Origin of the sequence: Polyangium spumosum, assembly GCF_009649845.1 — a bacterium.
Classification (GTDB): Bacteria; Myxococcota_A; Polyangia; order Polyangiales; family Polyangiaceae; genus Polyangium; species Polyangium spumosum.
In genome coordinates this window covers 599,427-625,237 of the sequence record NZ_WJIE01000003.1, presented here as the reverse complement: position 1 = coordinate 625,237, position 25,811 = coordinate 599,427, and the positions used below count along the sequence as shown (strand labels likewise).

The window sequence follows — 25,811 nt, the reverse complement described above, 5'->3', positions numbered from 1 at the left end:
CGGGCGGTCCTCCGTGATACCCTGCGCGGATCACGGAGGACTCTTCATGCGTCGAACTCGTCTTGCCTATACACTCCTGCTCGCCACCGTCGGCGCCGCCGGCTGCGGCTCCGATCCCGCGCCCACGCCCACGCCGCCGCCGCCCGCCGAGGGCTCCCAATACAAGGTCGGAGGGGCCGTGAAGGGCCTCGAAGGCAAGGGCCTCGTCCTCGAGATCGCCCTGCCGGACGACCTCTTCTCGAGCCTCCCGATCGAGGCGAGCGGCTCCTTCTCCTTCACGCCGGGGCTCGCGGACGGCGATGACTACGACGTCACCGTGACCGCGCAGCCCACGGACCCGGCGCAGACGTGCACCGTGACGGGCGGCAAGGGCGCCATCGCCGGCGCGGACGTGACGGCCGTCTCCGTCGATTGCGTGACGACGCCGCCCGACCCTCCGCCGGTCTTCGACGTCGATCCGAACACGATCGACGTCTCGAACGCCGATCGTTGCGACATCCTGGACACCGCCCATTGCCTCTTCCCCTGGCCGAACGACCATTTCACGACCATCGATCCCGCGACGAGCACGGGCCGCCGCGTCGCGCTCCACCCGACGTCGATGCCCGTCAACAAGGAGGTCGACCTCTCCCCGGCCGCGGGTTTGCCCCCGGGGTCGATCGTGAGCCCCGGCGGCATTGGAATGGATCCGACGGACTGGAACCGCGCCGACGGTTTTTCGCCCGGCCAGATGCTCCTCACGTACGTGCCGGGCCTCGACCTCGCCGCGACCGGCATCGGCGCGATCAACCACATGGAGCGCTCGCTCGAGGCGGACTCGCCGCTCGTGGTGGTCGACGCCGACACCCTCGAGAGGCACCTCGTCTGGGGCGAGCTCGACTCGTATGCGACGAGTGACGCGACGCGCGCGCTCATCCTCCGCGCGGGCATGAATTTCCGTGAAGGGCACCGCTACGTCGTCGCCCTCCGCAACCTGAAGGACAGCGCGGGGAAGACGATCGAGGCCTCCGACGCCTTCCAGGTCTACCGCGACGCGATCCCCTCGGACGTGCCGGCGATCGAGGCCCGGCGTGATTCGATGGAAAAAATCTTCGACGTCCTCGCGGGCGCGGGTATCGAGCGCAAGGAGCTCTACCTCGCCTGGGATTTCACCGTCGCCAGCGCGAAGAGCCTCGCGGGGCGCATGCTCCACATCCGCGACGACGCCTTCGCCAATCTCGGCAATGCCGCGCCCACGTTCACGATCACGCAGGTCCTCCAGAACCCCGACGCGAACCGCTCGCGCCGCGTCATCGGCACGTTCACGGTCCCGAACTACCTGAACCAGGCGAACGGCGTCTCGGGGTCGTCGTTCCATTACGATGAGCCGAACGACGGGCTCCCGGATCAGCTCGACGGCACGGCCACGCTCCAGGCGAACTTCATCTGCAACATCCCGCGCGCCGCGCTCCCGGACGGGAACGACAACACGCAGCCCGTCGTGCCCGGCCGCGCGGCGCTTTATGGCCACGGCCAGCAGGGCTCGGCGAGCCAGGTGAACGGCGGCTCCGCCACGGGCGAGCTCTCGAACACGTACAATTTCGTCTTCTGCGCGACGGACTTCATCGGGATGGCGTCGAGCGACGACGAGAACATCCTCCGGCTCGTCACCGAGTTTGGCCGGATGAATACGCTCGCCGACCGGCTCCAGCAGGGCCTCCTGAACAACCTCTTCCTCGCGCGGCTCATGATCCACCCCGAGGGCTTCGTGAAGGACCCGGCGTTCCGCGGCGGCCCGCTCGATCAGCCGCTGATCGACACGAGCGACGTGTTTTATTACGGCATCAGCCAGGGCGGCATCCTCGGCGGCGCGCTCGTCGCCGTCTCGCAGGACATCCGCCGCGGCGTCCTCGGCGTCACGGGCATGAACTACAGCCTCCTGCTCGACCGCGCCACGGGCTTCGACGATCTCCGGACGTTCTTCGACCAGGCGTACACGAACGAATTCGACCGGCGCTTCGTCTTCTCGTCCGCGCAGATGCTCTGGGATCGCGGCGAGACGAACGGGTATGCCTGGCACGTCGGCGAGGATCCGCTGCCGAACACGCCCACCCACGCGGTGCTCATGCAGAACGCGTTCGCCGACCATCAGGTCACGCAATGGTCGGCCGACATCGAGGCGCGCACGATCGGCGCGGGGATCCACGTGCCCGTCCTGAACCCGGGCCGCTCCATCGACGTGACCCCGTATTTCGGCATTCAGCCGCTCGAGAGTTACCCGCACTTCGGCTCGGCGCTCTTCGTCTGGGATACGGGGCCGTACGACATGGCGTCGAACAAGGGCACACCGGCGCCGCCCGTGGAGAACAAGCCGCTGCGCGACGGCGTCGATCCCCACGGCGCGCCGCGTGTCCTGCCGGGCGCGCGCCTGCAGATCTCCGAGTTCTTGCGCTCGACGGGCAAGGTCATCGATCCTTGCGGCAATACCCCCTGCCTCGCGCCGTAGGCGTTCTTATGCACCGCGTCGACGCGCCCGCGTCACGCGCGCCCGGCATGCAACCCATGGGCCGCCCCAGCATGGCCCGAGTGTCGAATCACTGACAGTTCGGGACGCGGATTCCGGATTTGCCCCGGCGGTACGGAATCATTTGCCCTACCAGACGAACTGTATATACTGAGCTTGATCCACTTTACCGTGCGCGCGGGTTCACCATTTGAGGACCCGCGGGGTGATCACGGGTCCATTCGACCATCAGCCGAACGAACCTGCCGTGTGTCATTCTCACGGCAAGGGAGGGATGCGTCCATGCGAACACGGATTGGGTTGCTCACGTGCGCGCTCGCGCTGCTCGCATGCAGCGGGGCGTCGGAGCCGACCGAAGAGACGGTCGGATCTGCAGAACAATCTCTCTCCTACAATGCGATCAGGGCCTCGCTGAACGCGCCGCCCAAGCCCTTCTGGACGAACACCGACGAGGCGATCCTCTCTCCGGTCTGGGTTGGGGACAATGACCGCGGCTCCGTGTACGCCCCTCTCTGGCGCGGCGCCAACGCCAACATCGAGGACCTCATCATCGCCCCCCCCGGGGGCGACTGCCGCAACGTCAAGGGCACCGTCCGCGTCGACTGGGACAAGGCGGCGAACACGGTCCGTATCACGCTCAAGGGCAGGAACATCCCGCGCGCGCCGGTCGTGGAGCGGACCGAGGGCGTGGATTATTTCCACAACCCCTTCCACCTGCGCCAGAAGGACCTGCTCGTCACGGGGTATCGCCTCTGGACCATCTTCGGCACCATCAACACCGCGCTCACGTCGTTTTACTACGACGCGGACACCAACCTGCTCCTCGGCAGCGAATACGACTTCCCCGGCGGACCGCCGCCGAACTCCATCACGGTGGGTTTCCCCATCTTCCCGCTCGTGAGCTCGATCGTCGTGAACCCGGACGCGCAGGGCAGGCTCTACCACCAGTACACGATTCCTTACGATCACGTCACCCAGGAGGGCGGTCAGACCGGCGCTGCCATCGTCACGAATCTTCCGCACGACCTTTGCCAGTCGAACCCCGCCGATCCCACCGCCGGCCAGCTCCGGCCCTACGTGTACGGCTGGCTCCCGCCGAACACCGGGCCGAGCTTCGCCGATATCCTCCGCGCCGGCGTGATCTTCGACATGTCCATCGAGGACGCCGCGACGCCATACCCGAACAACGATCCCCCCTACGTCTTCAGCGGGGCCTCGCTCATCAGCAACTTCGCCGGCATGCAAGGCGGCACGCCGAACGGCTACCACCTGCACCTCAATCGGGTCGTCCGCAACGTCGCGCCGGTCATTCATCCCATCCCGGGAGGCAACGGGCTCGGCTGCCAGCCCTTCCTCGCCACACCCCACGTCACCGGGCCGAACTTCTGCGCGCAGTGAGAGGAGGCAGACCATGAGCAAACACGCGAACCGCAATCATTGGCTCCTGGGCGCCGCCGTCTTCGCCGCGAGCGCGATCGCCGTCCAGGCCGACGCGACGCCCTCGAACGACGACCTCTTCCGGCAGTTCTTCGACGCCGGGGTGCGTTATACCCAGGCGCTCGATTTCCCGAACCGCATCGGCGACCTCGGTGATCCGGTGAACGGGCAGGCCAGATTCGGCATTGCCGCCGACGGCGTCTCCTCCGACGACTCGCAAGCGCTCTTCGAGGGCGAATCGAGCATCGCCGGCACGGTCGTGAGCAACGGGCGGACCTGCTTCACGTGCCACCGCCCGGAGAACCGCCTCGGCCTGCCGCCCCTGCCCCTCACGAGCACCATTCCGCTCGACGACGTGCTCTTCACCGGCCTCGAATCGGACATCGGCGACGAGCCGCTCGGCCTGGTCAATTTCAACGAGCTCGGGCTCTTGTTTCACCGCGCCAACCGGTTCAACCCGCTCTTGCCGCCGGGCGACCCCTTCCTCAAGGTCTTCTTCTGGCGCAAGAGCCAGCCGCTCATTAACATCGTCTTCACGTTCGGCGCGCTGAACGACGGCCGGATGCGCGAGCTCACGGAGGCCGTCCGCGGCGCGATCTTCACGCACACGCAGAACACGGACCTGCGCTTCGACGACCTCGCTCCCATCCAGGATCTCCGCGACATGAGCGCGTTCATGGAGTCGCAGATCGACCCGCCGGAGCTCGCCGCGCTGCTCGATCCCGACGACCCGCTGCACGACACGCTCCTCGACGATCCCTTCTACACGGTGAACGCCACGACGCCGGCCGAGAAGCGCGGGCAAAAGCTGTTCGCGAAGCACTGCATGTCGTGCCACAACATGCCGAACGTCTTCAGCAACCGGGATCACGTCGACGGCAATCCGCTCAGCTTCCCGCCCCATTACGGGCACGTCATGGATATCGGCGTCTCGCAGCGGAACAAGCACGACCTGGAGTTCCGCGATTTCGATAGCGTGACGGGCCAGCGCGTCCCGGTGGTGCTGAAGCTCGTGAAGGTGGACGGGACCATCGTCGAGCACACCGTCGTCGACGACATCGGCGTCGCCGCGGCCACCGCGCGTTACGAGGATCTGCACCGTTTCAAGGTGCCGCAGCTCCGCGGCATCCGGCACGTCGCGCCGTATTTCCACGACAACTCCGCCGACACGCTCGAGGAGGTCGTCGATTACTTCACGAGCCCCTGGTACAACCATTCGGCCGACGGCAAGAAGAAGCAGATCCACCTGAACACGAAGCAGAAGGCGGACCTCGTCGCGTTCCTGAAGATCCTCTGATTCCTACCCCGCATTGCGCATGCACCGGACCAGCGCCTCCCGCAGGTTGGCCCGGGTCTCGATACCCGCGAGGTCCACCCCCAGCGAGACGATGGTCCGCGCCACCTCCGGGCGCATGCCCGCCACGATACCCTTGGCCCCGAGCAATTGCACGGCGCGCACCAGCCGGACGAGGTGATCCGCCGTCGCAGCGTCGATCGTCGCCACCCCCGTCACGTCGAGGACCGCATACCGGCATTGCTGGCCGACCACGGCGTCGAGCAGGACCGTCATCATCTGCGCCGCGCGTCGCTCGTCGATCGCGCCGAAGAGCGGCATCGCGAGGACGCCCTGCCAAACCTCGATGATCGGCGTGGACAGGCTCCGGATCGCCTCTTCTTGCCGCGCGATGAGCGCGACGTTGTCGCGGAGCGCGTCCTCGGCCCTCCGCCGCTCGTGCGCCACGTCCTCGTAGAGCGCCGCATTTTCGAGCGAGATCGCCGCCTGGGACGCGAGCAGCTCGAGCGTCTCGAGGCGCTCTTTCGTGAACACCTGCGGCGCCAGGTTGTTCTCGAGGTAGATCACGCCCACGAGCGTCGATTGTCGCATGATCGGCATGCACAGGACCGAACGCGTCTTTCGGCGCGCGACCTCTTCGTCCGTCGAGAACATGCCCTCGCGGGCCGCGTCGCCCAAGATCAGGGGCTCGCGCGTGCGCTTGACATAACCCACGATGGAATGCGGCACCTGGCGCGGCGAGGGCGGCTCCGGCGGGTCCTTCACGGAGACCTCGATTCCGCGGTGATCGGAGAGGGCCGAGGCCGCGAGCAGGAGCTCCTCGCGCTGCACGAACAATAGATCACACCGCTCGGCGCCCGCGTGCTCGATCATGATGCGGAGCAAGGACGAGAGCAGCTCCTCCGTCCTGATCTGCCTCGAGATCGCCTGCATTGCCTTCACCACGACCAGCGCCTCGATCGGCGGGCCGACCACCTCCCGCGAAGCAGGCGACGGCTGCGACGCGCTCGCGGCCGGAGGCCTGGGGGGCGTATGCGGCGGCCGCTCGTCCAGGGCCCCTTCCCGTTCGAGCTCAGCCACCTTTGCGACGGCGCCCCAGCGCGCATAAGCGTCGCGCGCCGCCCGCAGGCAGGCGCGGAACATGCTCGGATAACCACGCGCCTCGAAGAACCGCGCGGCCGCCTCGTGAGCCATCGCCTCGTCGTTGACGAACCCGTACCTCCGCGCGAGCTCGATTGCGCGATCGTAGAGCCGCGTCGCCTCGAGCTCGCGCCCCTCGACGCGCGCGAGCTCGGCGAGGACGAGGGCGTGCCTCGGCTCGTGATTGGCCGGCCCGCATTGCGCCCACGTGCCGAGCTGCGCCGCCGCCGCGCGCAGCTCCTCGAGGATCGACGCCCGTTTGTCCGGCGGCGCGTCGTCGTGGAGGGCCGCGAGCGCGAGCGCCGTGCAAAACACGACGGCCGGGCGGTACACGAGGCCGGGCACGAGCGGCGCGATCGCCTGCGCGCGCGCCGAAAGGGGGAGGACCTCCGCGTGACGGCGGGCGATCGTGCGCCCGAGGATCTTGTGCGCGAGGTAGGTGTCCTCGAACAGCGGGCCGGTGGCCAGGATCTGCCGCTCGACCGCCGCGTCCTCGAGGCCCTCCTCGTCGAAGCTCGAGAGGCTCGGGGTCTTGCCGAGCATACACGCGAGGAACCCGCGTACGCCGAGGAGATAAGGCGCCGCGAGGGGGAGCTGGTTGTCTCGGGCAAACTCCGTCCGCTCCTCGAATTCGCGACAGGCCTCGGCGAGCGGCGCGCCGGCCTGGATCATGAAAAAGACGTGCTGGACGAGGTTGAAACTGGCATACGTCAGATCGCCCGCCTGCATGGCCGACTCCAGGCCCTCGGCGGCGAGCGCGATGCCTACCTGCAATGGTTCGGTCCAGAAGCTCGCCAGGCCGCCGTAGACGTTGCAGGCGCGCGTGATGTGCGCGGCGTTCCCGCGTCGCTTCGCGAGGTGATATCCGAGCCGGCAGAACCGCGCGCCCTCGAGGTATCGGCCATAGACCGGCCCGAGCAACGCGCCGAAGCCGACGTATCCCTGCACCGACGCGTCCGCATTGCCGTACCGGAGCGACAGCTCGACCATCCAGCACGCGAGCAGGTTCACGAGCTTCAAATCCACCCAATGGGCGGGCGCATACCCCGTCGCCAGCACGGCGAGCGCTGCTGCCATGTCGGCGTCCCGGAGCTCGTCGTGGTCGATCAGCGGCTCGATCGACCTGTCCCCGAGCGTGCCGAGGACCCGCGCGCACGCCTCGCCGACGTCGTCGGCGGAGGGATGGAGCGACAGCGTGATCCCGAGGGGCGCGAGGCAGGTGATCGCCTCGAGGCAAGCCCCCGCGAAATCGCCTCGATTGGTGCGCAGCTCCATACGAACGCGGTGGATCACCAGGCGGTCCGCCGTCGAACGCGCGTGCTCGAGCGCGGCGGAGAGGAGCGCGCTCGCCTCGTCGAAGCGCCCGCTCGCGTTCTCGCATGCCGCGCCCTCGACGTGCAGCGCGTAGGTGAGCTCGTAATGCGCTTCCCAGGCATCGGGGGGCAAGAGCGCGCGACCCGCGGCTGCGTACCGAGCGGCGGCGCGAAACGCGGCCGATTGCATGGCCTTGCGCGCGGCGAGCACGTCGAGCTCGGCCAGCTTCAGCCGCTCGGCCGGATCGCTGATCAACGCGGCGCCGCGCTCGAGTTGGCGCACGCGCTCGAACAGGTCCGCCTCGCCTCGGGCCGCGACGAGCCGCCGCCCGATGTCGAGGTGCAATGACGCCTTCTCCTCCTCGGGGATGAGCGCATAAGCGGCCTGCCAGATGCGATCGTGCACGAACCGCGCGCTTTGCTCGTCGATCTCCACGAATCCCGCCCGCGCGAGCTCGCGCAGGCGCGCGCCGATCTCGTCCTCGGAGCAACCCGCGGCCACGGCGAGCATCGCCGGGTCGAACGTGGTGCCGATACAAGCTGCGAGCGCGAGCACGCGCTGGCTCGGCGGAGGCAGCCTCCCGAGCTTGTCGGAAAGGAGCGCGAGCACGTCCCCCGACAAACCCCTCGCGCCGAAGGCTGCCATGTCCCAGCGCCACGACCCGCTCGCGCGGTCGAAGGTGATGATGCCCTCCTGGCAGAGCGCGCTGAGCATTTGCGCCGCGAAGAATGGGTTGCCGGCGGTCCGGCGCCGGACCTGCGCCGCGAGCGGCGCGGCGTAGCCCGGGTCGCAGCGGAAGGTATCGGTCACGAGGTCGCACACGTCCTCGTCGGTGAGCGCCGCGGGCGTGACGCGGACGATGGTCAGGGCTGTCTGTTCCAGCGCCCTCATCACGCCGGCCCACGGGTGATCGGCGTCGACCTCGCCGTCGCGGTAAGCGCACACGACGAGCAAATGGCGCTCGCCCGGACTCGCGAGTACGTTCTGGATCAAGGAGAGGCTGCCTGGATCGGCCCATTGCATGTCATCCAGGAAGAGGACCAGCGGGTGCTCCTTGGATGCGAGCACCGAGATCAGGTCGAGGAAGACCTTGTTCAGGCGGTTCTGCGCCTCCTGCGGGGCAGCGGGCGGCACGGGCGGCTGCGCGCCGAGGATGAGCTCGAGCTCGCGCACGAGGTCGATGAGGAGCCTGCCGTTCGGAGCCACGGCCGCGAGGAGCCGCTCGCGGATGGAGACCAGGCGCGCCTCGCTCTCGGTGAGGAGCTGCCGCGAGATTTGCCCGAATGCTTGCGCGATCGTCGCATAGGGGATCTCTCGTTGCTGGTCGAATTTCCCGGACGCGAAGATTCCCCTCTCGCGCACGACGGGCCGCTCGAGCTCACGTACCAGCGACGATTTGCCGATCCCCGACGGCCCCGCGACGAGCACGAGCGCGGGGTGCTCTTTGGCCACGACGTCGTCGAAGGCGTGGAGGAGCGCCTCGATCTCTTGATCTCTTCCATAAAGCGTCGAGGGCATCCAGAACCGCTCCGGGATGTCGCGCTCGCCGAGCGGAAAATCGACGGCGGCCTCGGGCTCGCCCCACGCCGCGCGGTAGCGGGAGAGGTCGTGGAGGAGGCCACGGGCGCTCTGATAGCGGTCCTCCGCCATCTTCGACAAGAGCTTCGCCACGATATCCGAGAGCAGCCGAGGCACGCCCGGCGCGACGCTCGTGAGCGCCGGCGGCGTGCGCGCCACGTGCGCGTGGATCCAGCCGAGCAGGTCGTCTGCCGTGAAGGGCGGTGAGCCCGAGAGCATCTCGTGAAACATGCAGCCGAGCGCGTAGAGGTCCGAGCGCGCGTCGATCTGCCGGTTCATTCGCCCCGTCGCCTCCGGCGCGACATAAGGCAAAAGAGCCGCGTTCGTGAGCGTGCCGGACGCTCCGCCGTCCAGCGCGCCGCGCGTGTCCCCCTCTTCGCCGAGGAGCCGCACGGCCGCCCCGCCCCTATCGATAACGACGTTTTCGGGGCACAACCCGCCGTGATATCCCGCGCGGTCGTGGTGCTCCGACACCGCAGCCGTGATCTGCGCCGCGAGCTCCAGGAACTCGCCCACCGCCATCGGCGCGCGGCGGAGCTCCGCAAGAGACGTCGAACCGTCGCTGGTCGAGCCGCCCATAATGGTACTCATTTTCTATATACTCCAGAGAACACCATGGACGTACGTGGGCGTCAAGCAGGGCGCCTCCCGCCGATGCAGAAGATTGTGTGGTGGTGGTCGTGCCGTCGCTTACCTACGGAGCTCGATGTGGGGCGAGCCCGCCAAAACATTGGCACTCTGGACGAGCGGGAGCACGAATGACCAGGGCCTCGGAGGTGGAGATCGATTCTGTCCCGGCATACAATCGCCCCGAGCCGCGCTCGTCGCGGAGGAGGACAGCCCGACATGGATCTCGACACCGTCCTTTCGACCCTGCGCGAGAAGGGCAAGCCCAATACGGCCAAGATCTACGCCCGCCACGGCGTGAAGGACCCGACGTTCGGCGTCTCGTACGGAGACCTCGAGAAGCTCGTCAAGGCCATTCGAACGGACCACGTCCTCGCGTGTGGGCTCTGGGCGACCGGGAACCACGACGCGCGCGTGCTCGCCACGAAGATCGCCGACCCGGAGGCGTTCAGCACCGATGAGCTCGACGCCTGGCTCGCCGTGGCCCTGGATTACGTGATCGAGGGCGCCGTGGCCACGCTCGCCGCGCGCCGCAAGGACGCGCTCGTGATCGGGCTGCGCTGGATCGACCTTCCGGGCGAGTTCGCGAGCACGGCCGGGTGGTTCGTCCTCTCCGGCGTCGCCGCGCGGGGCGATCTGCCCGAGAAAGTGGCCACGCGCCTCCTCGATCGGATCCAGAAGAAGATCCACGGCGCGCAGAATCGAACGCGGTATGGCATGAATGGCGCCCTCATCGCGATCGGCGGGTACATCGAGCCGCTTCGCGAAAAGGCGCTCGAGGTCGCGCGCGCCATCGGCAAGGTCGAGGTCGATCACGGCGAGACGAACTGCAAGACCCCGGACGCCGCCGAATACATCACGAAGATGGTCGCGCACCAGGCGAAACGCGCGGGCGCAGCCACGAAGAAGGCCGGCGCGAAGAAGGCGCCCGCGAAGAAAGCTCAAGCGCGGCCGAGCGCGCGAGCGACGACCCGGTAGTGCTCGAGCATCTCGGCGTACGAAAAATGCGCATTGCGCCCGCTCGGGTTCGGCACCACGAAGACCCGCGCGCCGAGGAGCTGCTCCTTCTGCTCGCCGCAGGGGATGGGCTCCGAGGCCTTCTTGGCGAAATAACTCCGACAAACCGTGATGCCCACGAAGACCACCATGCGGGGGCGTATTTGGTGGATCTTCGTGGTGAGGATTCGCCGGCCCGCCTCGTAGTCCTCGCGCCCGAGGTCCATCACGCCACGCGTCGCGCGGGCGCAGAGGTTCGTCAGGCCGAGGCCGTGGTCGAGCAGGCGGTGCTCCTCTTCGGGGACGATGCGCGAAGGGACGAGGCCGCTCTCGTACAGCAGCCTCCAGAACGCGTTCGCCGGGTTGGCGAAGTTGTGCCCCTTCTGCGCCGAGAGCAGCCCCGGGTTGATCCCGATGAACAGGGCGTCGAGCCCCGGGGCGAGGATGTCGGGCGTGGTTCCTTTCGGCGAGGGCATGACGTCGGGTGAATCGTCGAGATTCTAATCCCGCCCGCGGGTTTGTCCACTTCCCTGGACGCCCCGGTCCCCCACGCCGTCGAGCTCGCTCCGCGGGTACGTTCGTCCCGGCTCATCCAGGGCAAACACCGTGCGGAGCTCGCCCTCTCGCGTGAAATAGGTGACGCAGGACGAGGAGCGATTGCCGCGGAGCATCCGCCGCGCGTGCTCCAGCGTGGCGCGGCGGGCGTCGTGGTCGTCGAGGGCCGGCAAAACGAGGCCGAGCGCCTCCTCGGCGGCGTCCGCGACGAGCCACGGCGCGCGGCGCGAGAGCTCCTGGAAGGCGGCGTCGCGCGCCTCGGCGCGGCCGAGGTCGTCTTCGGTGAGCGCGAGGTTCACCCAGGCGCTCACGCGCGAGGGCGTGTCGCGGCAGGTGCGCGCGAGGTCCTCCGCGGCCGCGCGCAGATCGCCGCGCAATCGATGGGCCTCGCCGCGGACCCCGTAGAGCGTGGGGCCGACGAGCGCGGGGGCGCAATCGACGCTGCGCTGCAGGCTCGCGAGCGCCGCGGCGTGATCACCTCGCAGGACGTGCACGGCGCCCATGCCGATATGGAGCCACCGGGCGCGCGGCTGGATCAAAAGGCCCCGGCGGAAATCCTCCTCGGCCTCGTCCGTGCGCCCGAGCCAGAGCAAGAGCTCGCCCCGGTAAGCGTGGGGGTGGTGCGAGCGCGGATGATCCCGCAGAATGGCGTCGAATTCGCCGAGCACCTCCGCGGCGGGCCTGCCGCGGATCGACCATTGCAAGACCTTGGCGCGGTGCCGCGCCGAGCTGCGGATCGGAATCGGGCGGCCCTCGCCGAGCCGCGCGAGGATCGCCTCGGGGAAGAGGCGCGCGAGGAGGCGGAGTCGGCCGTCGCGCGGCGCGGGGAGCTCGCCCTCTTCCTCGCGAAACGTGTCTCCGAGCCCGCGCCGGAGCGGCGCGAGCGCGGCCTCCGGGAGCCCGTCCCAGGCGCGATTCGCGATTCGCGCGGCGTGATCGAGGGCGGGGGCCACGAAGCGACGATGGAGCGCCCGCTCGATCGCCGCTCGTGGGCTTGGTTTGTCTGGGCCACGCCCGAGCGTGGTGAGCGCCTCGACGTCGAGGAACCCGAAATGCCGTCGCCCGAGCGCGACGAGCTCGAGGTCGATGACGAAGCTCCGGGGCTCGTCGGCGATGTGCTTGGCCGCGAGCAGATCGCGGATCGCGCCGCGGGGATCGCCGCTCGCGCTCTTCTCCCGGGCGCGGCGCAGAAGGGCGTCGGCTTCGGCGCCCCGCGCGTCGGGTTCCGATGTAATGTAATTGCATGAAAAACGTTTGTCGGCGGGCGCGCCGAACGCGCGCAGGAGCTCGGCCCCGCGTTCGCGCAGCGCCGGGTCCTCGGGCGCGAGCGCGAGGGCTCGTTCGAGGTGCCGGAGGCAGCCGGAGAACCGCCCCGCCCTTTGATCGAGGCTCGCCGCGGCGAGGTGCACCTTCGCCGCGTGCGCGGGGCCCTCGGCCGACGCGAGCGCGAGGGCGCGACCGATCCACGCGTCGACGAGGCGCCGATCGCCGAGGCGAAACGCGAGGCGCGCGGCGTCGAGCGCCTGCGTCGCGTCGCGGGCCTTTGCGGGATCGTGACGCCGCAGCGCTTCCCAGGCCCCTTTCCGCCCCTCGAAGGTGGTCACGACACGCGTGGATACGTCGGGCGCCGTCCGGCGTAAAGCGGCTTTTTCGTTGTCACGGCCGCGCGGGCTGGGCAAAGATGCGCCCGCCATGGTGCTCGTCCGCCGCATTGTTCCCCTCGCTCTGCTCCTCGCTTCGGGGTGTGGATCCCCGAAGCCGCCCGACGTCGCGAAGGCCGAGGGCCCCGACATGCTGTTCGCGCGCCAGGTGATGCAGCCGCCGGTGTTCGTCGATCCGCAGCGCAAAGAGAAGCTCGCGGCGGCATTTCCCGGGATCGAGAAGTACGTCGCGGACGAGATGACCCTTCGGGGTTTGCCCGGCGTGGCCGTGGGGATCGTGATCGACGGCGAGCTCGTGTTTGCCAAGGGGTTCGGCCTGGCCGACGTCGAGGCGAAGACGCCCGTCGATCGGGACTCGGTGTTCCGTATCGCGTCGATGACGAAGAGCTTCACGGCGCTCGCCATCTTGCGGCTCCGGGACGAGGGCAAGCTCTCGCTCGACGATCCGGCCGCGAAATACGTCCCCGAGCTCGCGAACCTCGCATATCCCACGCGCGACGCGGCGCCGATCACGATAAGGAACCTCCTCGGCCACGGCGCCGGGTTCCCCGAGGACAACCCCTGGGGCGACCGGCAGCTCGGCATGCCCGAGGCCGAGTTTTCCCGATTGCTGCGTGAAGGTTTGCCCTTCTCGACGTCCCCCGGCTCGACGTTCGAGTATTCGAACCTCGGCTTCGCGATCCTCGGGCGTATCGTCACGAACGCCTCGGGGATGGAGTATGCGGATTACCTGCGGACGCGGATCCTCGCGCCGCTCGGGATGAACCACACGGCGCTCGACGAGCGGATGGTCGAGAAAGGCCGCGTCGCGCGGGGGTATCGGAGGGAGGGCGAAAAGCTGGCGCCGGAGCCGAGCCTGCCGCACGGGGCGTTCGGGGCCATGGGCGGGCTGCATGCGTCGCTCGCCGACATGGCGCGGTACGTGGCATTTCACCTCTCGGCGTGGCCTCCGCGCGACGAGCGGGAGGCAGGGCCGGTCCGGAGGAGCACGCTGCGCGAGATGCACTCGATCGGCCGCGCGACGGGGCTCTGGGCCTCGCCGGGGCTCGGGGACGAGCCGCCGTCCGTGCGCGCCGCGGGATACACCTTCGGGCTCGGGACCTTCGAGACGTGCGATCTCGCGCGAGGGGTCGGGCACACGGGGGGTTTGCCCGGGTATGGTTCGGTCATGCAATGGCTCCCGGACCACGGCGTCGGCGTGATCGCCCTGTCCAATCTCACGTACGCGCCCATGTGGCGGGTCGCGCGGGAGGTGCTCCGGCGCCTGCACGCGACGGGCGCGCTCGTGCCGCGCGCCTTCGTTCCCTCGGCGGCGCTCGTGGCCGCGAAGGAGGCGGCGGTCGGGCTCGTCGCGAGATGGAGCGACGCGGAGGCGGACCGCGTATTCGCGGATTCGCTCTGGCTCGACAAACCACGCGAGTCGTGGAAGGCCGAGCTCGACGCGCTCCGCGCGGCGCACGGCGCTTGCCGGGAGGAGGGGACGATCGTGGCGGAGAACGCGCTCCGAGGCGCGCTCCGTCTCGGCTGCGAGCGCGGGTTCATCGGCGTGTCGCTCACGCTGGCGCCGACCAGGCCGCCGCGAATCCAGCACCTCGAGTTTCACGGCGTCCTGCCGCCGCCGAGCGCGCTCGCCTCCGGCGGCGACAAACTCGTCCGGCTCCTGCATCGATGGGACGACGCGGCGGCGGCCGAGCTCTTCGACGAGGGGGTGGACCTCGGGCAGATGAAGGCGTCGCTCACCCGATTGAAGGAGGTCCGCGGGGCCTGCCAGATCGGTGAGCCGATCGCGGGCGACGGCGCGACGCGGGCGAGCTTCCGCCTCTCGTGCGAGAGATACCCGGTGGCCGTGGAGATCACGCGGAGAGCAGGCGCGGAGAAGCTCGACGCCGCGCGATTCTTCGCCGTGCCCGGCGAGGCCGGAAGGTGCGCGCAGTAGGCCCGCGGCCCGAAGCTACTCTTGCGGGAGCCCCTCGGGCTTGACGCGCAGGACGATCTTGCCGGGCCCGTCCGCGGTCGCGCCGTCGAATCGGTCGAACACCAGGAGATATCGCGAAGCGCCGTCCGCGGCCGACTGCACGAGCCACGAGAAATTCGCCGGCGCGGGCGCGCTCGCCTCCCGATCGAGCCAGTACTCCGTGAAGGCGCTGAAGACCCGATCGCCGCGCCATACGAGCTTGGGATCGGACATCTCGGCATATCCGATCGCGTCGAACCGCGCGAGCTCCGTCTCGTCCGTGCGCGTCTTCACGACGTCGAGCGTCTCGCCTTTTGTCTCGCTCGCGTGCAGATCGACCGCGGTCACCCCGCGCGGGCCGCCGAGCTCGCCATTGACGCGGATCGAGGCGCGGCGGAAGCAGAGATGCCAGTCGTTCGCCGCGAGCGCCTCGGCAGGTGTATGTTTCGTGCGCGCGCCCGTGCCGAGATCGATGCATTCGCTGGCCACGTCCTCGGGCGCCTGCGAGCCTCCCGCGGTCCCGTCGAGGTCTGCGAGCGATTGCGTGGCGCCCACGCCGGCGGACGTCACCTCGGCCCAGCGCAGCCGGTAGATCGCAGCCACGGGCGCGCCTTGTTGCTCGGCGTAATACCCGAGGATCTGCACCTTCCACTGCTTGTCACCGTCGCGCACGCCGAAGACGTGATAACGCACCCAGAGCACGTGGGCGGTCGGGTCGTACGCCCAGAAATCGCGGAACGCGCCGCCCGATTCGTCCTTCGTCAGGAAGGGGATCGCCGGCGCGATCCCCTCGTCGTAGGTCGAAGCGTCGAGCGGCCCGAACGCCCCGCCCTCCCCGGGCCCGGACGCGCCGCTGTTCGTGAAGACGTCGTATTTCTCGAACGCGAGGTCCCAGTCTGACGAGGACGAGCCGTCGTCTGCGGGCGTGACGATTTCGGGGTTTTCGAGCGACACGAACACGCGCCCTTCGGCGGGCACGGGGACCTCGAGCGTCGCGCCGGGGTCGCCATCTCGTGGATCGACGGTGGTCGGGGGTTTGCCCACCTCCTCGCTGCAGGCGCAAAGGACGAAGAGAAGAGACGCGGCAAAAAGGGATCGATTCATGGTTCCTCCGCGGGAAGGTCGGCCGTGAGGCCTAGATAAAGGGTTCGCCCCTGCACGGGCCGCTGGTCGCCCAGCCGGCCGGGATCTTTTTGCACGCCGAGCGCATTGAGCACGCCGGCATAAGCGCGGAAGCCGCCGACGACGGGGCGGGCGATCCGCGCGTCGATCGTCTGGAAACCAGGCGTACGCAGGCCCTCGTCGAGGAAGGCGTCGGTGACCATTCGATACCGGAGCACGAGCTCGATCCGGAGCGGGAGCTCGGCCCGGAGCGCCGTCACCACGGTGTGCGGCGGGCGCCCTTCGAGCGGGCGCAGGTTCTCGTCGTCCCGCGTCCATAGATACGAATACCCCGCCTCGGCGCGAAGGACGCGGGAGAGCGTGACGGCGCCGTCGATCTGCGCGCCGAACGTGCGCGCGCGGCCGATGTTGCGGTAGGTGTAATCGTCGACGCCGCCCTGGCTCGCGGCGGGCCGGATGTCGATGTCGATGAGGCCGTCGATCCAGTTCGCGAAGACGCTGCCGCGCAAGAGCAGGCCCGCCCTGGATTTGAAGCTCACGTCCCCGCTCGTGCCCCACGACGTCTCCGGGCCGAGATCCGGATTGCCGAGCACACGATACCCGAGCGCGCCGTGATCGAAGGCGAACCCGATCTCCTTCGCCGCGGGCGCGCGAAACCCGCGCCCGACCGAGGCCCGGACGGTCACGTTCTCCGTCGGCTGGTACGCGAGCGCGAGCCGCGGGACGGCGACCCCGCCATAACGCAGGTGCATCTCGGCGCGGCCGCCCGCGAGCAGCGTGAGCGAATCGAGGAGCCTCCAGCCGAGCTGGGCATAACCGGCGACGCTGCCGAGCGTGACGGGGACGAGCTCGTCGGCGGTGCGTGATTGCACGTCGCCGCCGACGAGCTCCACCTTCGTCAGCGATTGCGAGAGCTTCTCCACCTCGGCCCGCATGCCCACGACCCACGTCCTCCGGCCGTCGGCGAACGTGCCCGTCGCCTCCAGGCTGGAGAGCGAGGCCCTCCGGTCGCGGGACTCGTCGAGCGGGGACTCGAATCGGTCTTTCCGGGTCGTGTCGAACGCCCATTGTTGCCCGAGCGCGAGGCGCAGGCTCGATCCACGCCCGAGCTCGACGAGCTCGACGAGGTGGAGCGTGAATCGATCCGTGCGTTGCGGCAGGTCGATCCGGTAGGTCCCGAGGCCCGGGACGACCTGGCTCTGCCGGCCCTCGGAGGCGTCGTGGATCCAGCGCATGCGGCCCTGGAGGCGCATGCGGCGCCCGAGCTTACCGCCGACCCGGAGCCCCAGCATTCCCTGCAATCGGGAGGGCATCGCGAGGTCGACCGAATCTTCGAGCAGCGAGACGCCGTCCGTGCGGAAGAAATTGCCGTCGAGCGTGGCCCACGCCCGCTCGCCCCGCCAGGAGGCATTCCCCTGCGCGATCACGCCGCGGCGACTCCGGCCCTCGAGCCGGGCCCGCCCGCTGAAGCCCGGCGCGAGAGGTTGTCCCGTGACGACATTGACGACGCCGCCGATGGCGCTCGTGCCATAAAGCGAGCTCATCGGCCCCGCGACGACCTCGACGCGTGCGACGTCCGAGAGGGGCATGCGGGAGAGGTCGATCGCGCCGCCGACGTCGCCGATGACGCGCTCGCCGTCCTCGAGGATGAGCACGCGTTGCCGGTCGAGGCCCTGGATCTGGATGGCGCTCGGGTTGCCGATGTCGCCGTAGGCCGCCGGGTTGATCTGGACGCCGGGCTGCCCCGCGATGGCCTCGGCCACGTTCGTCGCGCCGCGCCGCTCGGCCTCCTCGCGGGTGACCACGTCGACACGCACGGTGGACCGCTGGCTCTGCTCGGGCGTGCGCGTCCCCGTGACGACGACCTCGGTCTCCTTCTCGTCGCCGCCCGGAGCCGGCGCCTCGGCGCGCGCCGCCGCCGCAGGCAGCAGCGAGGCCCCGAGAACGAGGAGGCGCAGGGTTGAAAGTCTCATCGCGTAGATGAAAGTGACTTTCAAGTTCTAGAAAGGGAAGACCGAGATGTCAAGAAGAAGCGCAAGTCACCCGTCGACGTGGGTGTCTGCGTCCCTCGTTTGTGAAGTACAACTCAGAGGTTGCGAACGAAGTAGTCGCGGATGAGCTCTTCCATGTAGATCCGATCGGCGGGCCTGCGGGGCATGTGGCGCTCGTCGGGGAAGAGCAGGAGGTCGTAGGGCTTGCGGGCGCCGATCATGGCGTTGACGAGGCGCGCCGTGTGTCGGAAATGAACATTCTCGTCGATGAGGCCGTGCACGAGCATGAGCTTGCCGCGGATGCCCTCGACGTGGCGCATCACGCTGCTCTCCTCGTAGCCGCGCGGGTTCTCGGACGGCGTGCCCATGTAACGCTCGGTGTAATGGGTGTCGTAGCCGTCCCAGTGCGTGACGGGCGCGCCGGAGACGGCGACCTTGAAGGTCTCGGGCGCGCGCGCGAGGCACATCGCGGCCATGTAGCCGCCGTAGCTCCAGCCATACACGCCGACGCGCGCCGGATCCGCGAGCCCGTTCGCGACGAGGAAGCGCACGCCATCGACCTGATCGTCGACCTCGACCGAGCCCATGCGGTGCTTGATCGCGCCCTCGAAGGAGAGCCCGCGCCGCGCGCTGCCGCGGTTGTCGAGCATGAACACGAGATACCCGAGGCTGCGCAGCCATTGCGGGCGCATGGTGACGGTCATGTTCCAGCCGTTCGTCACGAGCTGTACGTGCGGACCGCCATACACGTAGACGATCGTCGGGAAGGGCCCCTTGCCGAAATGCGCCGGGGGGCGATAGAGCGCGCCGTAGAGCGTCTCGCCGTCACGCGAGGTGAGGGAGACGAGCTCGGGCGGCGTGAGCCCGAGCGCCTCGATACGAGGATCCGTCTCGTCGTGAATCGTGGCGAGCACGGCCCCGTCCTCGATCGACCGGAGCTTCACCGTGGGGGGGCGGTTTGTCGCGTGATACACGTCGACGAATCGCTTGCACGCATGATCGCAGGTGACCGCGTGGATCCCAGGCTCGGTGGTGATGCGCCGCATCTCGCCGCCGCCGAGGGGCACGGCATGGAGGTGGCTCTCGCGCGGGTCCGCGGCCGTGGCCGTGAAATAGACGATCCCGTTCTTCTCGTCGACGCCGCGGACGTCGTCGACCATCCACGCCCCGCTCGTCAGCGCGGCGACGAGGTTCCCGTCGCGGTCGTATCGATACAGGTGCCGGTACCCCGTCCGCTCCGAGGCCCATACAAAGCCGCCGTCCGCGAGCGGGCGCAGGAGGTCGTGCAGGTTGATCCAGACGCTCGTCTCCTCGCGCAAGAGGCGCCTGCGCGCGCCCGTCGCGAGGTCGAAGACCACGAGCTCGAGCCAGGTCTGGGCCCGATTCTGGAGCTCGGCCGCGAGCCTGCCGCCCGAGAGCCAATGGACGCGGGCGAGGTACACCTCCTCGCCGTACGAGGTATCCATCCAGACGGGCTCGCCGCCCGACGCGGAGACGACGCCGAGGCGCACGCGGGCGTTCTCCCGGCCCGCGAAGGGGTAATGGTGGTCCTCCTCCGCCTCGGCGCCGACCTGGGCCTTGCCCTGGTGGACGATACGATAAATGGGGATATGGGTCTCGTCGACCTCGGTGAACGCGAGCCATTTCCCGTCGGTCGACCACCAGTACCCGTGGTGCCGCGACATCTCCTCCTGCGCGACGAATTCGGCGAGGCCGTGCGTCTTGCCCGTGCCCCGCGCGCCCGAGGTGATCTGCCGCGGCTCGCCGCCCCGCGCGTCGACCACGTGGAGCTCCGCGTCGCGGACGAACGCGACCGCCGCGCCGTCGGGCGAGAGCTGCGGGTCGAGGATCGGCGCGCCGCCGGCCGCGACGAGCTTGCGAAGCGGGGCGCCGGGCCCGTCTTGCACGTAAAGCTCGCCTTTGATGGGCACGAGCACGCGGCTCGCCCGCGTGGCCCAGGTGTACGTGGTGACGCCGATCTCCCGCTGGCGCAGCCGCTCGCGCCGCAGCGCCTCCGCGAGCGAGACGTTCTCCTCCGTGGTGCCGCCGTCGGGCGGCGAGACGAAGAGCTTCTCCTCTCCCGTCGCCGGATCGAAGACGAAGAGCTGCCGCACGAGGCTGCGCTCGGGGCTCCGGAGGTAGGTGATCAGGCGATCGTCGGGGCTGAACGCCACCTGATCGGGGATCGCCATGCCAGGCAGCGGGTGGCGGGCGACCTCTTCCGCGGCGAGCGTGCCCTGGGCGGCCTGGGCCAGCGGGGCGTCGATTTCAGAAGGGGACATCGTGGTTTCTTCCCGGGAGAGTGGCGCGCAACGTATACCATCGCCGCGGGAAAAACCACGCGAGCGACCACGCCCAGGCAGACGACACGTCAGGCCGAACGTGAGCGGATGTGATGCCAGCCACGGTCTCACCGGATTGCGCAACGGGCGCGGGAGGGGCTTGCGCGAATTGCGCAACACGTGCTTCACAATTTGCGCAACCGGGAGCAGGGTCTCGGGTCGTTCCCGGGGCGTTCTGGCGCCTCGGGGGTCGGGCACGTTCATTGCCGTTCGACCGGACGAAGCCAGGGGACGGCCAGGATGCGCGTCCCCGAAGAGGACCCCGCGGTACAGGTCAGGTAACTGCATGCGAATCTCCCCCTCGAATCCCCGTTTCCTCGCCTCGACACTCGCGCTCCTCGCGACCCTCGTGACGGCCTCCGCCGCGAGCGCCGAGGAGCCGGCTCCGGACGCGCCGGTCGTGCCCGCGAAGCCCCGCCCGTTCCACGTCGGTCTCTCGGGCGGCGTCGCCTACCAGACGGTGCGCGTGTCGTCCGTGATCCCCACGCAGTACATGGCCGCGACGCTCGGCCTGCACGCGGGCTACAGCGTGAACGACAAGCTCATGATCGGCTTCGAGCTGCTCAGCATCGAGAAGGACATGGGGCGCGCCGGGCCCTTCTCGGAGTTCGACCCGGGCCTCGCGCCGCAAGCCGGCTGCTCGGATTGCCAGCACCCCGTCGGCGGTTGGGTGAAGGACACGACGGCGATATTCGGCACGCTCGGACCCCGCGTCGAGTTCACCCCCTTTGGCAAGGACGGCCTTTACATCGGCGCCACGGCGGGGCTCGCGTGGCTCTGGGGGGTCGACTCGACCTACGGCTTCGGCGGCGCGGGGCGGCTCGGGTATCGGCTCCGGATCGTCGACGTCGTCGGCGTCGCCCTCGAAGCCGGCGCCCAGGCGCAGACGTTCGGCGGAGGCAACTACACCACCGCGCCCTTCGGGATGGTGCTCTTCCGGCCGTATTTCTGACCCGCCGCAAAATTCCACGCCGAACGGCCAGCTCCCGCCGCATCGCATTGACCGTCACAAGATTGGCGCGGCGCTCCTCGCTCGATCCCGGATTGACGGGCGAGAAAGGAGGGCTGTAGCCTTTTCGAATGGCCGAACCCAACGTCGACTCCGTACGCTCCATCGACCTACCTCCGCCGAGTGAGGCCCCGACGACCGAAAGGGCCGCGCGAGGCACCCCCGAAGGGTTTGTCGTCGGGGGGACCCTCGAAGCCGGCACGCTGGGGGTGAACGGCTCGCAGGATGAGCTTTACCAGATCGACGCCGCGGCGAACCCGTCGCGCCGCGGCTTCCTCGCCGGCAGCATTGGGCTGATCGCCGCCGTGTTCGGGCGCCGCGCCCTCGCCGCCGGCGACGGAGGCGCGCCGGTCTACCGCATCCACCCGTCGATCGGAATCGCCCGCGTGGGCAATGCCGACCCCGACACCTTCTTCATTGGGCCGGAGGTGCCCGGCCTGCCGCCGCTCGGCTCGCCGCCCGGCACGACCGCGCCCCCCTACAAAGTGGACGGGAAGATCAAGCCCCAGGCCGCGCGGTTTCGCATCTTCGAATACCAGTGGATCAACGGCCGCCTGACGCCGGTCCGCGAGGTGAACCTGACCACGCCGGGCGTGCTCGGGATCACCTGGAAGGCGCACCTCGCCAACAAGAAGGCGTCGTTCCACAAGTTTTACGGGTTGGCCGGCGAGTCGACGCCGCCGGGGCCGTTGCGCAATGCGTCGGTGCAGGACCGGCGTTCGCTGGAGATCGATTTCGGCGCCCGCACGATCGGCGGATCGTCGCAGGGGCCGACGGAGTTCCGCGCCGGGACGAGCGGCGATCCGGCCTCGGAGGCCTGTCCGATCGGGGCGAACGCGGAGCCCGTCATCGATTACCTCGGCCAGCTCCGCACCGACGCCGAGGGGCGGCTCATCGTGCTCGGCGGAAAAGGCCGGGCGAACCACGTCACGGAAGCCCCGCTCGAGCTGCCCTCGTACGCGAACAACGACGGCTGGTTCGACGACGTTTCGGACGGCCCGGTCACGGCGGTCGTGACGATCGACGACGGCAATGGCGGGACGATCGACGTGCCGGTGGACGACGCCGGCGGCGCGTGGGTGATCGTGGGCCCGCCCGATTTCGCGCCGAACGTGCCGAGCGTGACCACGGCCTACGACCTCCTCTACGACATGGCCGTGCGCCAGCTCCCGATCCCGGAGGACAACGCGCTCTACACGAGCGGCGGCGAGCTCGCCAAGCTGACGATCCTGGCGTCGCAGTTCGATCCGCTCGGCCCCGTGGAGTTCCCGTCGTACGTGCCCGATTTCGATCAGGAGGTCCGGCCCATCTACGAGCGTGGATTCGATTATCGCTGGGTCACGGCGCTGGTCACGGACAAACACAACACGCTCGTCTCGCCGAACCTCGGGGATCCGAGCCCGAAACACGCGAAGATGCGCGGGGATTTCTTCAAGAGCATGCGGCCGGCGCTCGGCGCAGAGGGGCCCCCGGGCGCCGGCGGGATGCCGCGGATGCTCGGCGACGACCCGTACAACCCGCAGTCGAACGGGTCCGTGTATCGCCTCGCCGTCACGCGGACGCAATACGGGCTCGTGCGCAACTGGGGCCAGGGGAAGTTCACGTCGGGGCCGCCCGCCTCGAAGTCGGTGGTGATCACGCCGCACGGCCTCGACCGGGCGAGCCTGGAGTCGATCAACGGCGGCGCGTTTTTCCCGGGGATGGAGGTGAGCTGGCAGATCCGCAATCCCGCGCTGTTCATCGAGCCCTTCCGGCTCGACCTGAACGCGATGAGCCAGTACGTCGGGGAAAACCAGAAGATCGGCCCCGGGCATTTCACGCGGCAAATGGCGCTGCCCTGGCACGCGGATTTCAACGAGTGCGCGAACGAGGGGAGCTACGGCTGGTGGCCCGCGACGCGACCGGATGACGTGTATCCCTCGGCGAGCGCGTCGAAGCGGCTGCCCTGGGCGCGCGCGACGAACCGGTTCGAGGGCGGGAACCGCGAATCGACGAAGGAGGACATGGCGGCGCACTGGTACAAGTTCGGGATCGTCGTGGAGCAAGGCGGCATGCAGATCGAGACCGAGCGGTCGCCGCAGATCCCGTGACGCGCGTCCACGACGTCGTGGTGCTCGGCGGCGGGCCGGCAGGGCTCGCCGCCGCGATTGCGCTCTCCGAGCGGGGCCGCAGCGTGGTCGTCCTCGAACGAGGTCGGCTCGGGCGGCAGCGCGTCGGCGAGACGTTCGGGCCTGAAATCGCGCCGCTCCTTCAAAAGCTCGGGGTATGGAACGATTTCACGGCCGAGGCCGTCGTGCCCTTTCGAGGGGTGCGTTCGGCCTGGGGCTCGGAGGAGCTCGCCACGCGCTCGTCGATCGTCCATCCGCTGGGCGAGGGGTTTTTCGTGGACCGCGTGCGGTTCGACGTGATCCTCGCCGACGCGGCGGCGCGGCACGGGGCCGTGCTCCGCGAGGAGATGGGCGTCGCGACGATCGAGGAGGCCCCGTGGGGGGTTTCCGTGCACGCGCGCGAGGGCGTCGAGGTTCGGTGCAAGTTCCTCGTGGACGCGACAGGGCGCGGCGCGCCGGCGGGCGCGGTGGGATCACATGTGCGGCGGTGGGTCGCTTGTGATCGCGCCATTGCCATCGCCCTGCGGATGACGCCCCCCGCGGGCCGGGACGTGGAGCCCGAATTGCTCATCGAATCGGCGGAGGAGGGCTGGTGGTACGTCGCGCCGCAGCCAGGGCAGCGGCTCCTTTTCGTGCTGGTCACGGACGCGGACCTCGTGGGCGCGGCGTATCGGCCAGAGCCGCTGGAACGATTTCGCGCTGCGCTCGAGCGGACGAGACACGTGCGGGGGTTATTCGAAGGATGCACGATCGAGGAGCCGCCGCGCGTGGCGCGAGCCGATACGGGGATGCTCGTGCCGGGCCGCGGTGCGCGGTGGTGTGCGGTCGGGGACGCGCTCGTCGCGGGGGATCCGCTTTCCGGAGACGGCGTTTCGCGAGGGATTCGTTCGGCGATCGAGGCGGCGGCGGACATCGATCGGGCGCTCGTGGAGGGCGCGGACGTCTTGCCCGCGCCGGCCACGGATGTCGCGGCCTTTCTCGAGGGGCATCTGGATCGACGCGCACGTTATCACGAGATGGAGGCGCGTTTTCCCGAGGCGCTCTTCTGGAAGCGGCGCCAGCCGTTCGACTGGAGATCCGCGCCGATCACCCTCGACCCGCGGGTGATCTTGCAGTGGAATGGACGGGAGCCGGATCCGCGAGCCATCGCGTCGATCGAGGCGCTCGTGCCGCCGAAGGCGCTCGCCTCCACGCTCGATTTTCTTCGGACCCCGCGCCCCGCGCACGAGGCGCTCGCCGCGCTCCGGTCCGCGGCGCCGCTCGGGGATCGACGTCTGCTGCTGGGGCTCCAGGCGCTCGCCGTGGTGGGGATCCTGGACGAGCAGGCGCCGGGCGAGGTCAAAGGATGAACGGGACGAGGGCGCGGCGCTCGGGCGGGTAATCGGGGAACTTCTGCTTGTACCAGGCGTGCGTGGCGAACGCACGCGGCACGAGGTTCGCCGCGCTGATCGCGAAGATGAAGACGCCGGCGAGCGACCACGTGCAGAGCGCAAAACCGGCCCAGCCCGTGAGCTCGGTCAGGTAACTCGGGTTCGTGACCCACCGGAAGAGGCCGCCGCGGGGGATACGATACACACGTTCGCCCGAGGCGACCTCCTCGCGGCTGCGGAGGTTGCGGAGGATCGAATCCGAGTGCAGGGTCAGGATGAACGAAATGTAATAGACGACGAAACCCGCGAGGAACCGCGGGTCCTTCAGCCATTCGGGGCCGTAATGTGGGCCGAGGCGGGTGATGAAGTCGGCGTGGAGGTAGCCGTGTATCGCCGTGACGAGGACGCCGGTGCCGACGACGAGCAGGCCGAACGTGGAGCGCTGGCCCCTCGGCACGCGCATCGAGAGCGGAAAGTAGAAGCCGCGGTTTCCGTAATGGAGGAGCCACATCCCGAGGAAGACGAGCGGGACGAGCTCGCCGCGGTGCGGGCCGCGGAGGAAGAAGTACAGGAACACGAGCGTCGCGGGCAGCTCCATGAGGAACCAGCCGAGGCGCGGATCGAGCGCGACGCCGAGGCGGGGGCTCGCGAAGCGGCCATAAGGCGAGGGGACGAACCACGCGGCGACCGCGACGAAGAGGGCAAAGGCGAGGGCGATCGAGAGGACGAGGTCGTAGGTTGTGTCGCCGGTGTACGTGAGCACGGTTTTCGGGTTGATACTACAGCCTGCGCGGCGGGCACAAGCGAACG

General features: G+C 69.2%; 15 protein-coding genes. 8 read left to right on the top strand and 7 right to left on the bottom strand.

What is annotated here, in order from left to right; genetic code table 11:
- The first annotated feature begins 46 nt into the window (after window positions 1-46).
- From GF068_RS12580 to GF068_RS12570, 3 genes are all read left to right on the top strand, one after another.
- Window positions 47-2,485, top strand: coding sequence for an acetylxylan esterase family protein (locus tag GF068_RS12580; RefSeq protein WP_153819591.1), 2,439 nt, complete (start codon window positions 47-49; stop codon window positions 2,483-2,485).
- A 300-nt stretch (window positions 2,486-2,785) separates the two neighbouring features.
- On the top strand, window positions 2,786-3,901 hold the full coding sequence (locus tag GF068_RS12575; RefSeq protein ID WP_153819590.1) for a hypothetical protein: 1,116 nt from the start codon (window positions 2,786-2,788) through the stop codon (window positions 3,899-3,901).
- A 13-nt stretch (window positions 3,902-3,914) separates the two neighbouring features.
- Window positions 3,915-5,237: a c-type cytochrome gene (locus GF068_RS12570; RefSeq protein WP_153819589.1), complete on the top strand. Its 1,323-nt coding sequence runs from the start codon at window positions 3,915-3,917 to the stop codon at window positions 5,235-5,237.
- A 3-nt stretch (window positions 5,238-5,240) separates the two neighbouring features.
- Here the strand turns inward: GF068_RS12570 and GF068_RS12565 are convergent, their stop codons facing one another.
- A complete protein-coding gene (locus tag GF068_RS12565) occupies window positions 5,241-9,857 on the bottom strand; it encodes an AAA family ATPase (protein WP_153819588.1) in 4,617 nt (1,538 codons plus the stop codon).
- 255 nt (window positions 9,858-10,112) lie between these two features.
- Here GF068_RS12565 and GF068_RS12560 point away from each other — a divergent pair, with 255 nt between their 5' ends.
- The gene (locus GF068_RS12560; protein ID WP_153819587.1) at window positions 10,113-10,871 is read left to right on the top strand and encodes a DNA alkylation repair protein; all 759 of its coding nucleotides are present in this window, start codon (window positions 10,113-10,115) and stop codon (window positions 10,869-10,871) included.
- On the opposite strand, the gene GF068_RS12555 is transcribed toward GF068_RS12560, so the two are convergent.
- The gene (locus tag GF068_RS12555) at window positions 10,835-11,365 is read right to left on the bottom strand and encodes a mismatch-specific DNA-glycosylase (RefSeq protein ID WP_153819586.1); all 531 of its coding nucleotides are present in this window, start codon (window positions 11,363-11,365) and stop codon (window positions 10,835-10,837) included. The genes GF068_RS12560 and GF068_RS12555 overlap by 37 nt on opposite strands.
- 24 nt (window positions 11,366-11,389) lie before the next feature.
- The gene (locus GF068_RS12550) at window positions 11,390-13,048 is read right to left on the bottom strand and encodes a tetratricopeptide repeat protein (RefSeq protein WP_153819585.1); all 1,659 of its coding nucleotides are present in this window, start codon (window positions 13,046-13,048) and stop codon (window positions 11,390-11,392) included.
- An 88-nt stretch (window positions 13,049-13,136) separates the two neighbouring features.
- On the opposite strand from GF068_RS12550, the gene GF068_RS12545 reads away from it, so the two are divergent.
- Complete coding sequence (locus GF068_RS12545; protein WP_153819584.1) at window positions 13,137-15,041, top strand: serine hydrolase domain-containing protein; 1,905 nt, start codon at window positions 13,137-13,139, stop codon at window positions 15,039-15,041.
- A 15-nt stretch (window positions 15,042-15,056) separates the two neighbouring features.
- Here the strand turns inward: GF068_RS12545 and GF068_RS12540 are convergent, their stop codons facing one another.
- From GF068_RS12540 to GF068_RS12530, 3 genes are all read right to left on the bottom strand, one after another.
- Complete coding sequence (locus tag GF068_RS12540; protein ID WP_153819583.1) at window positions 15,057-16,163, bottom strand: HmuY family protein; 1,107 nt, start codon at window positions 16,161-16,163, stop codon at window positions 15,057-15,059.
- Window positions 16,160-18,154 (bottom strand): TonB-dependent receptor plug domain-containing protein, encoded by a 1,995-nt coding sequence (locus GF068_RS12535; RefSeq protein WP_153819582.1) that lies wholly within the window; start codon window positions 18,152-18,154, stop codon window positions 16,160-16,162. Before GF068_RS12535 ends, GF068_RS12540 begins: the two co-directional genes overlap by 4 nt.
- 113 nt (window positions 18,155-18,267) lie before the next feature.
- Entirely contained in the window at window positions 18,268-20,454 is a 2,187-nt protein-coding gene (locus tag GF068_RS12530) for a S9 family peptidase (protein WP_153819581.1), read from the bottom strand.
- Window positions 20,455-20,800: 346 nt separating this feature from the next.
- Between GF068_RS12530 and GF068_RS12525 the strand changes: the two genes are divergently transcribed.
- The 3 genes from GF068_RS12525 (at window position 20,801) to GF068_RS12515 (ending at window position 24,980) form a co-directional block, all read left to right on the top strand.
- The gene (locus GF068_RS12525) at window positions 20,801-21,466 is read left to right on the top strand and encodes a hypothetical protein (protein WP_153819580.1); all 666 of its coding nucleotides are present in this window, start codon (window positions 20,801-20,803) and stop codon (window positions 21,464-21,466) included.
- Window positions 21,467-21,594: 128 nt separating this feature from the next.
- Window positions 21,595-23,613, top strand: coding sequence for a LodA/GoxA family CTQ-dependent oxidase (locus tag GF068_RS12520; RefSeq protein ID WP_153819579.1), 2,019 nt, complete (start codon window positions 21,595-21,597; stop codon window positions 23,611-23,613).
- Complete coding sequence (locus GF068_RS12515) at window positions 23,610-24,980, top strand: FAD-dependent oxidoreductase (protein ID WP_153819578.1); 1,371 nt, start codon at window positions 23,610-23,612, stop codon at window positions 24,978-24,980. The genes GF068_RS12520 and GF068_RS12515 overlap by 4 nt, the downstream gene beginning before the upstream one ends.
- On the opposite strand, the gene GF068_RS47000 is transcribed toward GF068_RS12515, so the two are convergent.
- Entirely contained in the window at window positions 24,970-25,764 is a 795-nt protein-coding gene (locus GF068_RS47000; RefSeq protein ID WP_206079459.1) for a phosphatidylethanolamine N-methyltransferase family domain-containing protein, read from the bottom strand. The two genes, GF068_RS12515 and GF068_RS47000, sit on opposite strands and share 11 nt — an antisense overlap.
- Between the last annotated feature and the right edge of the window lie 47 nt (window positions 25,765-25,811).

Excerpts from the sequence above, each read along its gene's own strand:
- GF068_RS12580 (WP_153819591.1), top strand. The coding sequence starts at position 47 with ATGCGTCGAACTCGTCTTGCCTATACACTCCTGCTCGCCACCGTCGGC.
- GF068_RS12575 (WP_153819590.1), top strand. The coding sequence starts at position 2,786 with ATGCGAACACGGATTGGGTTGCTCACGTGCGCGCTCGCGCTGCTCGCA.
- GF068_RS12570 (WP_153819589.1), top strand. The coding sequence starts at position 3,915 with ATGAGCAAACACGCGAACCGCAATCATTGGCTCCTGGGCGCCGCCGTC.
- GF068_RS12565 (WP_153819588.1), bottom strand. The coding sequence starts at position 9,857 with ATGAGTACCATTATGGGCGGCTCGACCAGCGACGGTTCGACGTCTCTT.
- GF068_RS12560 (WP_153819587.1), top strand. The coding sequence starts at position 10,113 with ATGGATCTCGACACCGTCCTTTCGACCCTGCGCGAGAAGGGCAAGCCC.
- GF068_RS12555 (WP_153819586.1), bottom strand. The coding sequence starts at position 11,365 with ATGCCCTCGCCGAAAGGAACCACGCCCGACATCCTCGCCCCGGGGCTC.
- GF068_RS12545 (WP_153819584.1), top strand. The coding sequence starts at position 13,137 with ATGGTGCTCGTCCGCCGCATTGTTCCCCTCGCTCTGCTCCTCGCTTCG.
- GF068_RS12540 (WP_153819583.1), bottom strand. The coding sequence starts at position 16,163 with ATGAATCGATCCCTTTTTGCCGCGTCTCTTCTCTTCGTCCTTTGCGCC.
- GF068_RS12535 (WP_153819582.1), bottom strand. The coding sequence starts at position 18,154 with ATGAGACTTTCAACCCTGCGCCTCCTCGTTCTCGGGGCCTCGCTGCTG.
- GF068_RS12530 (WP_153819581.1), bottom strand. The coding sequence starts at position 20,454 with ATGTCCCCTTCTGAAATCGACGCCCCGCTGGCCCAGGCCGCCCAGGGC.
- GF068_RS12525 (WP_153819580.1), top strand. The coding sequence starts at position 20,801 with ATGCGAATCTCCCCCTCGAATCCCCGTTTCCTCGCCTCGACACTCGCG.
- GF068_RS12520 (WP_153819579.1), top strand. The coding sequence starts at position 21,595 with ATGGCCGAACCCAACGTCGACTCCGTACGCTCCATCGACCTACCTCCG.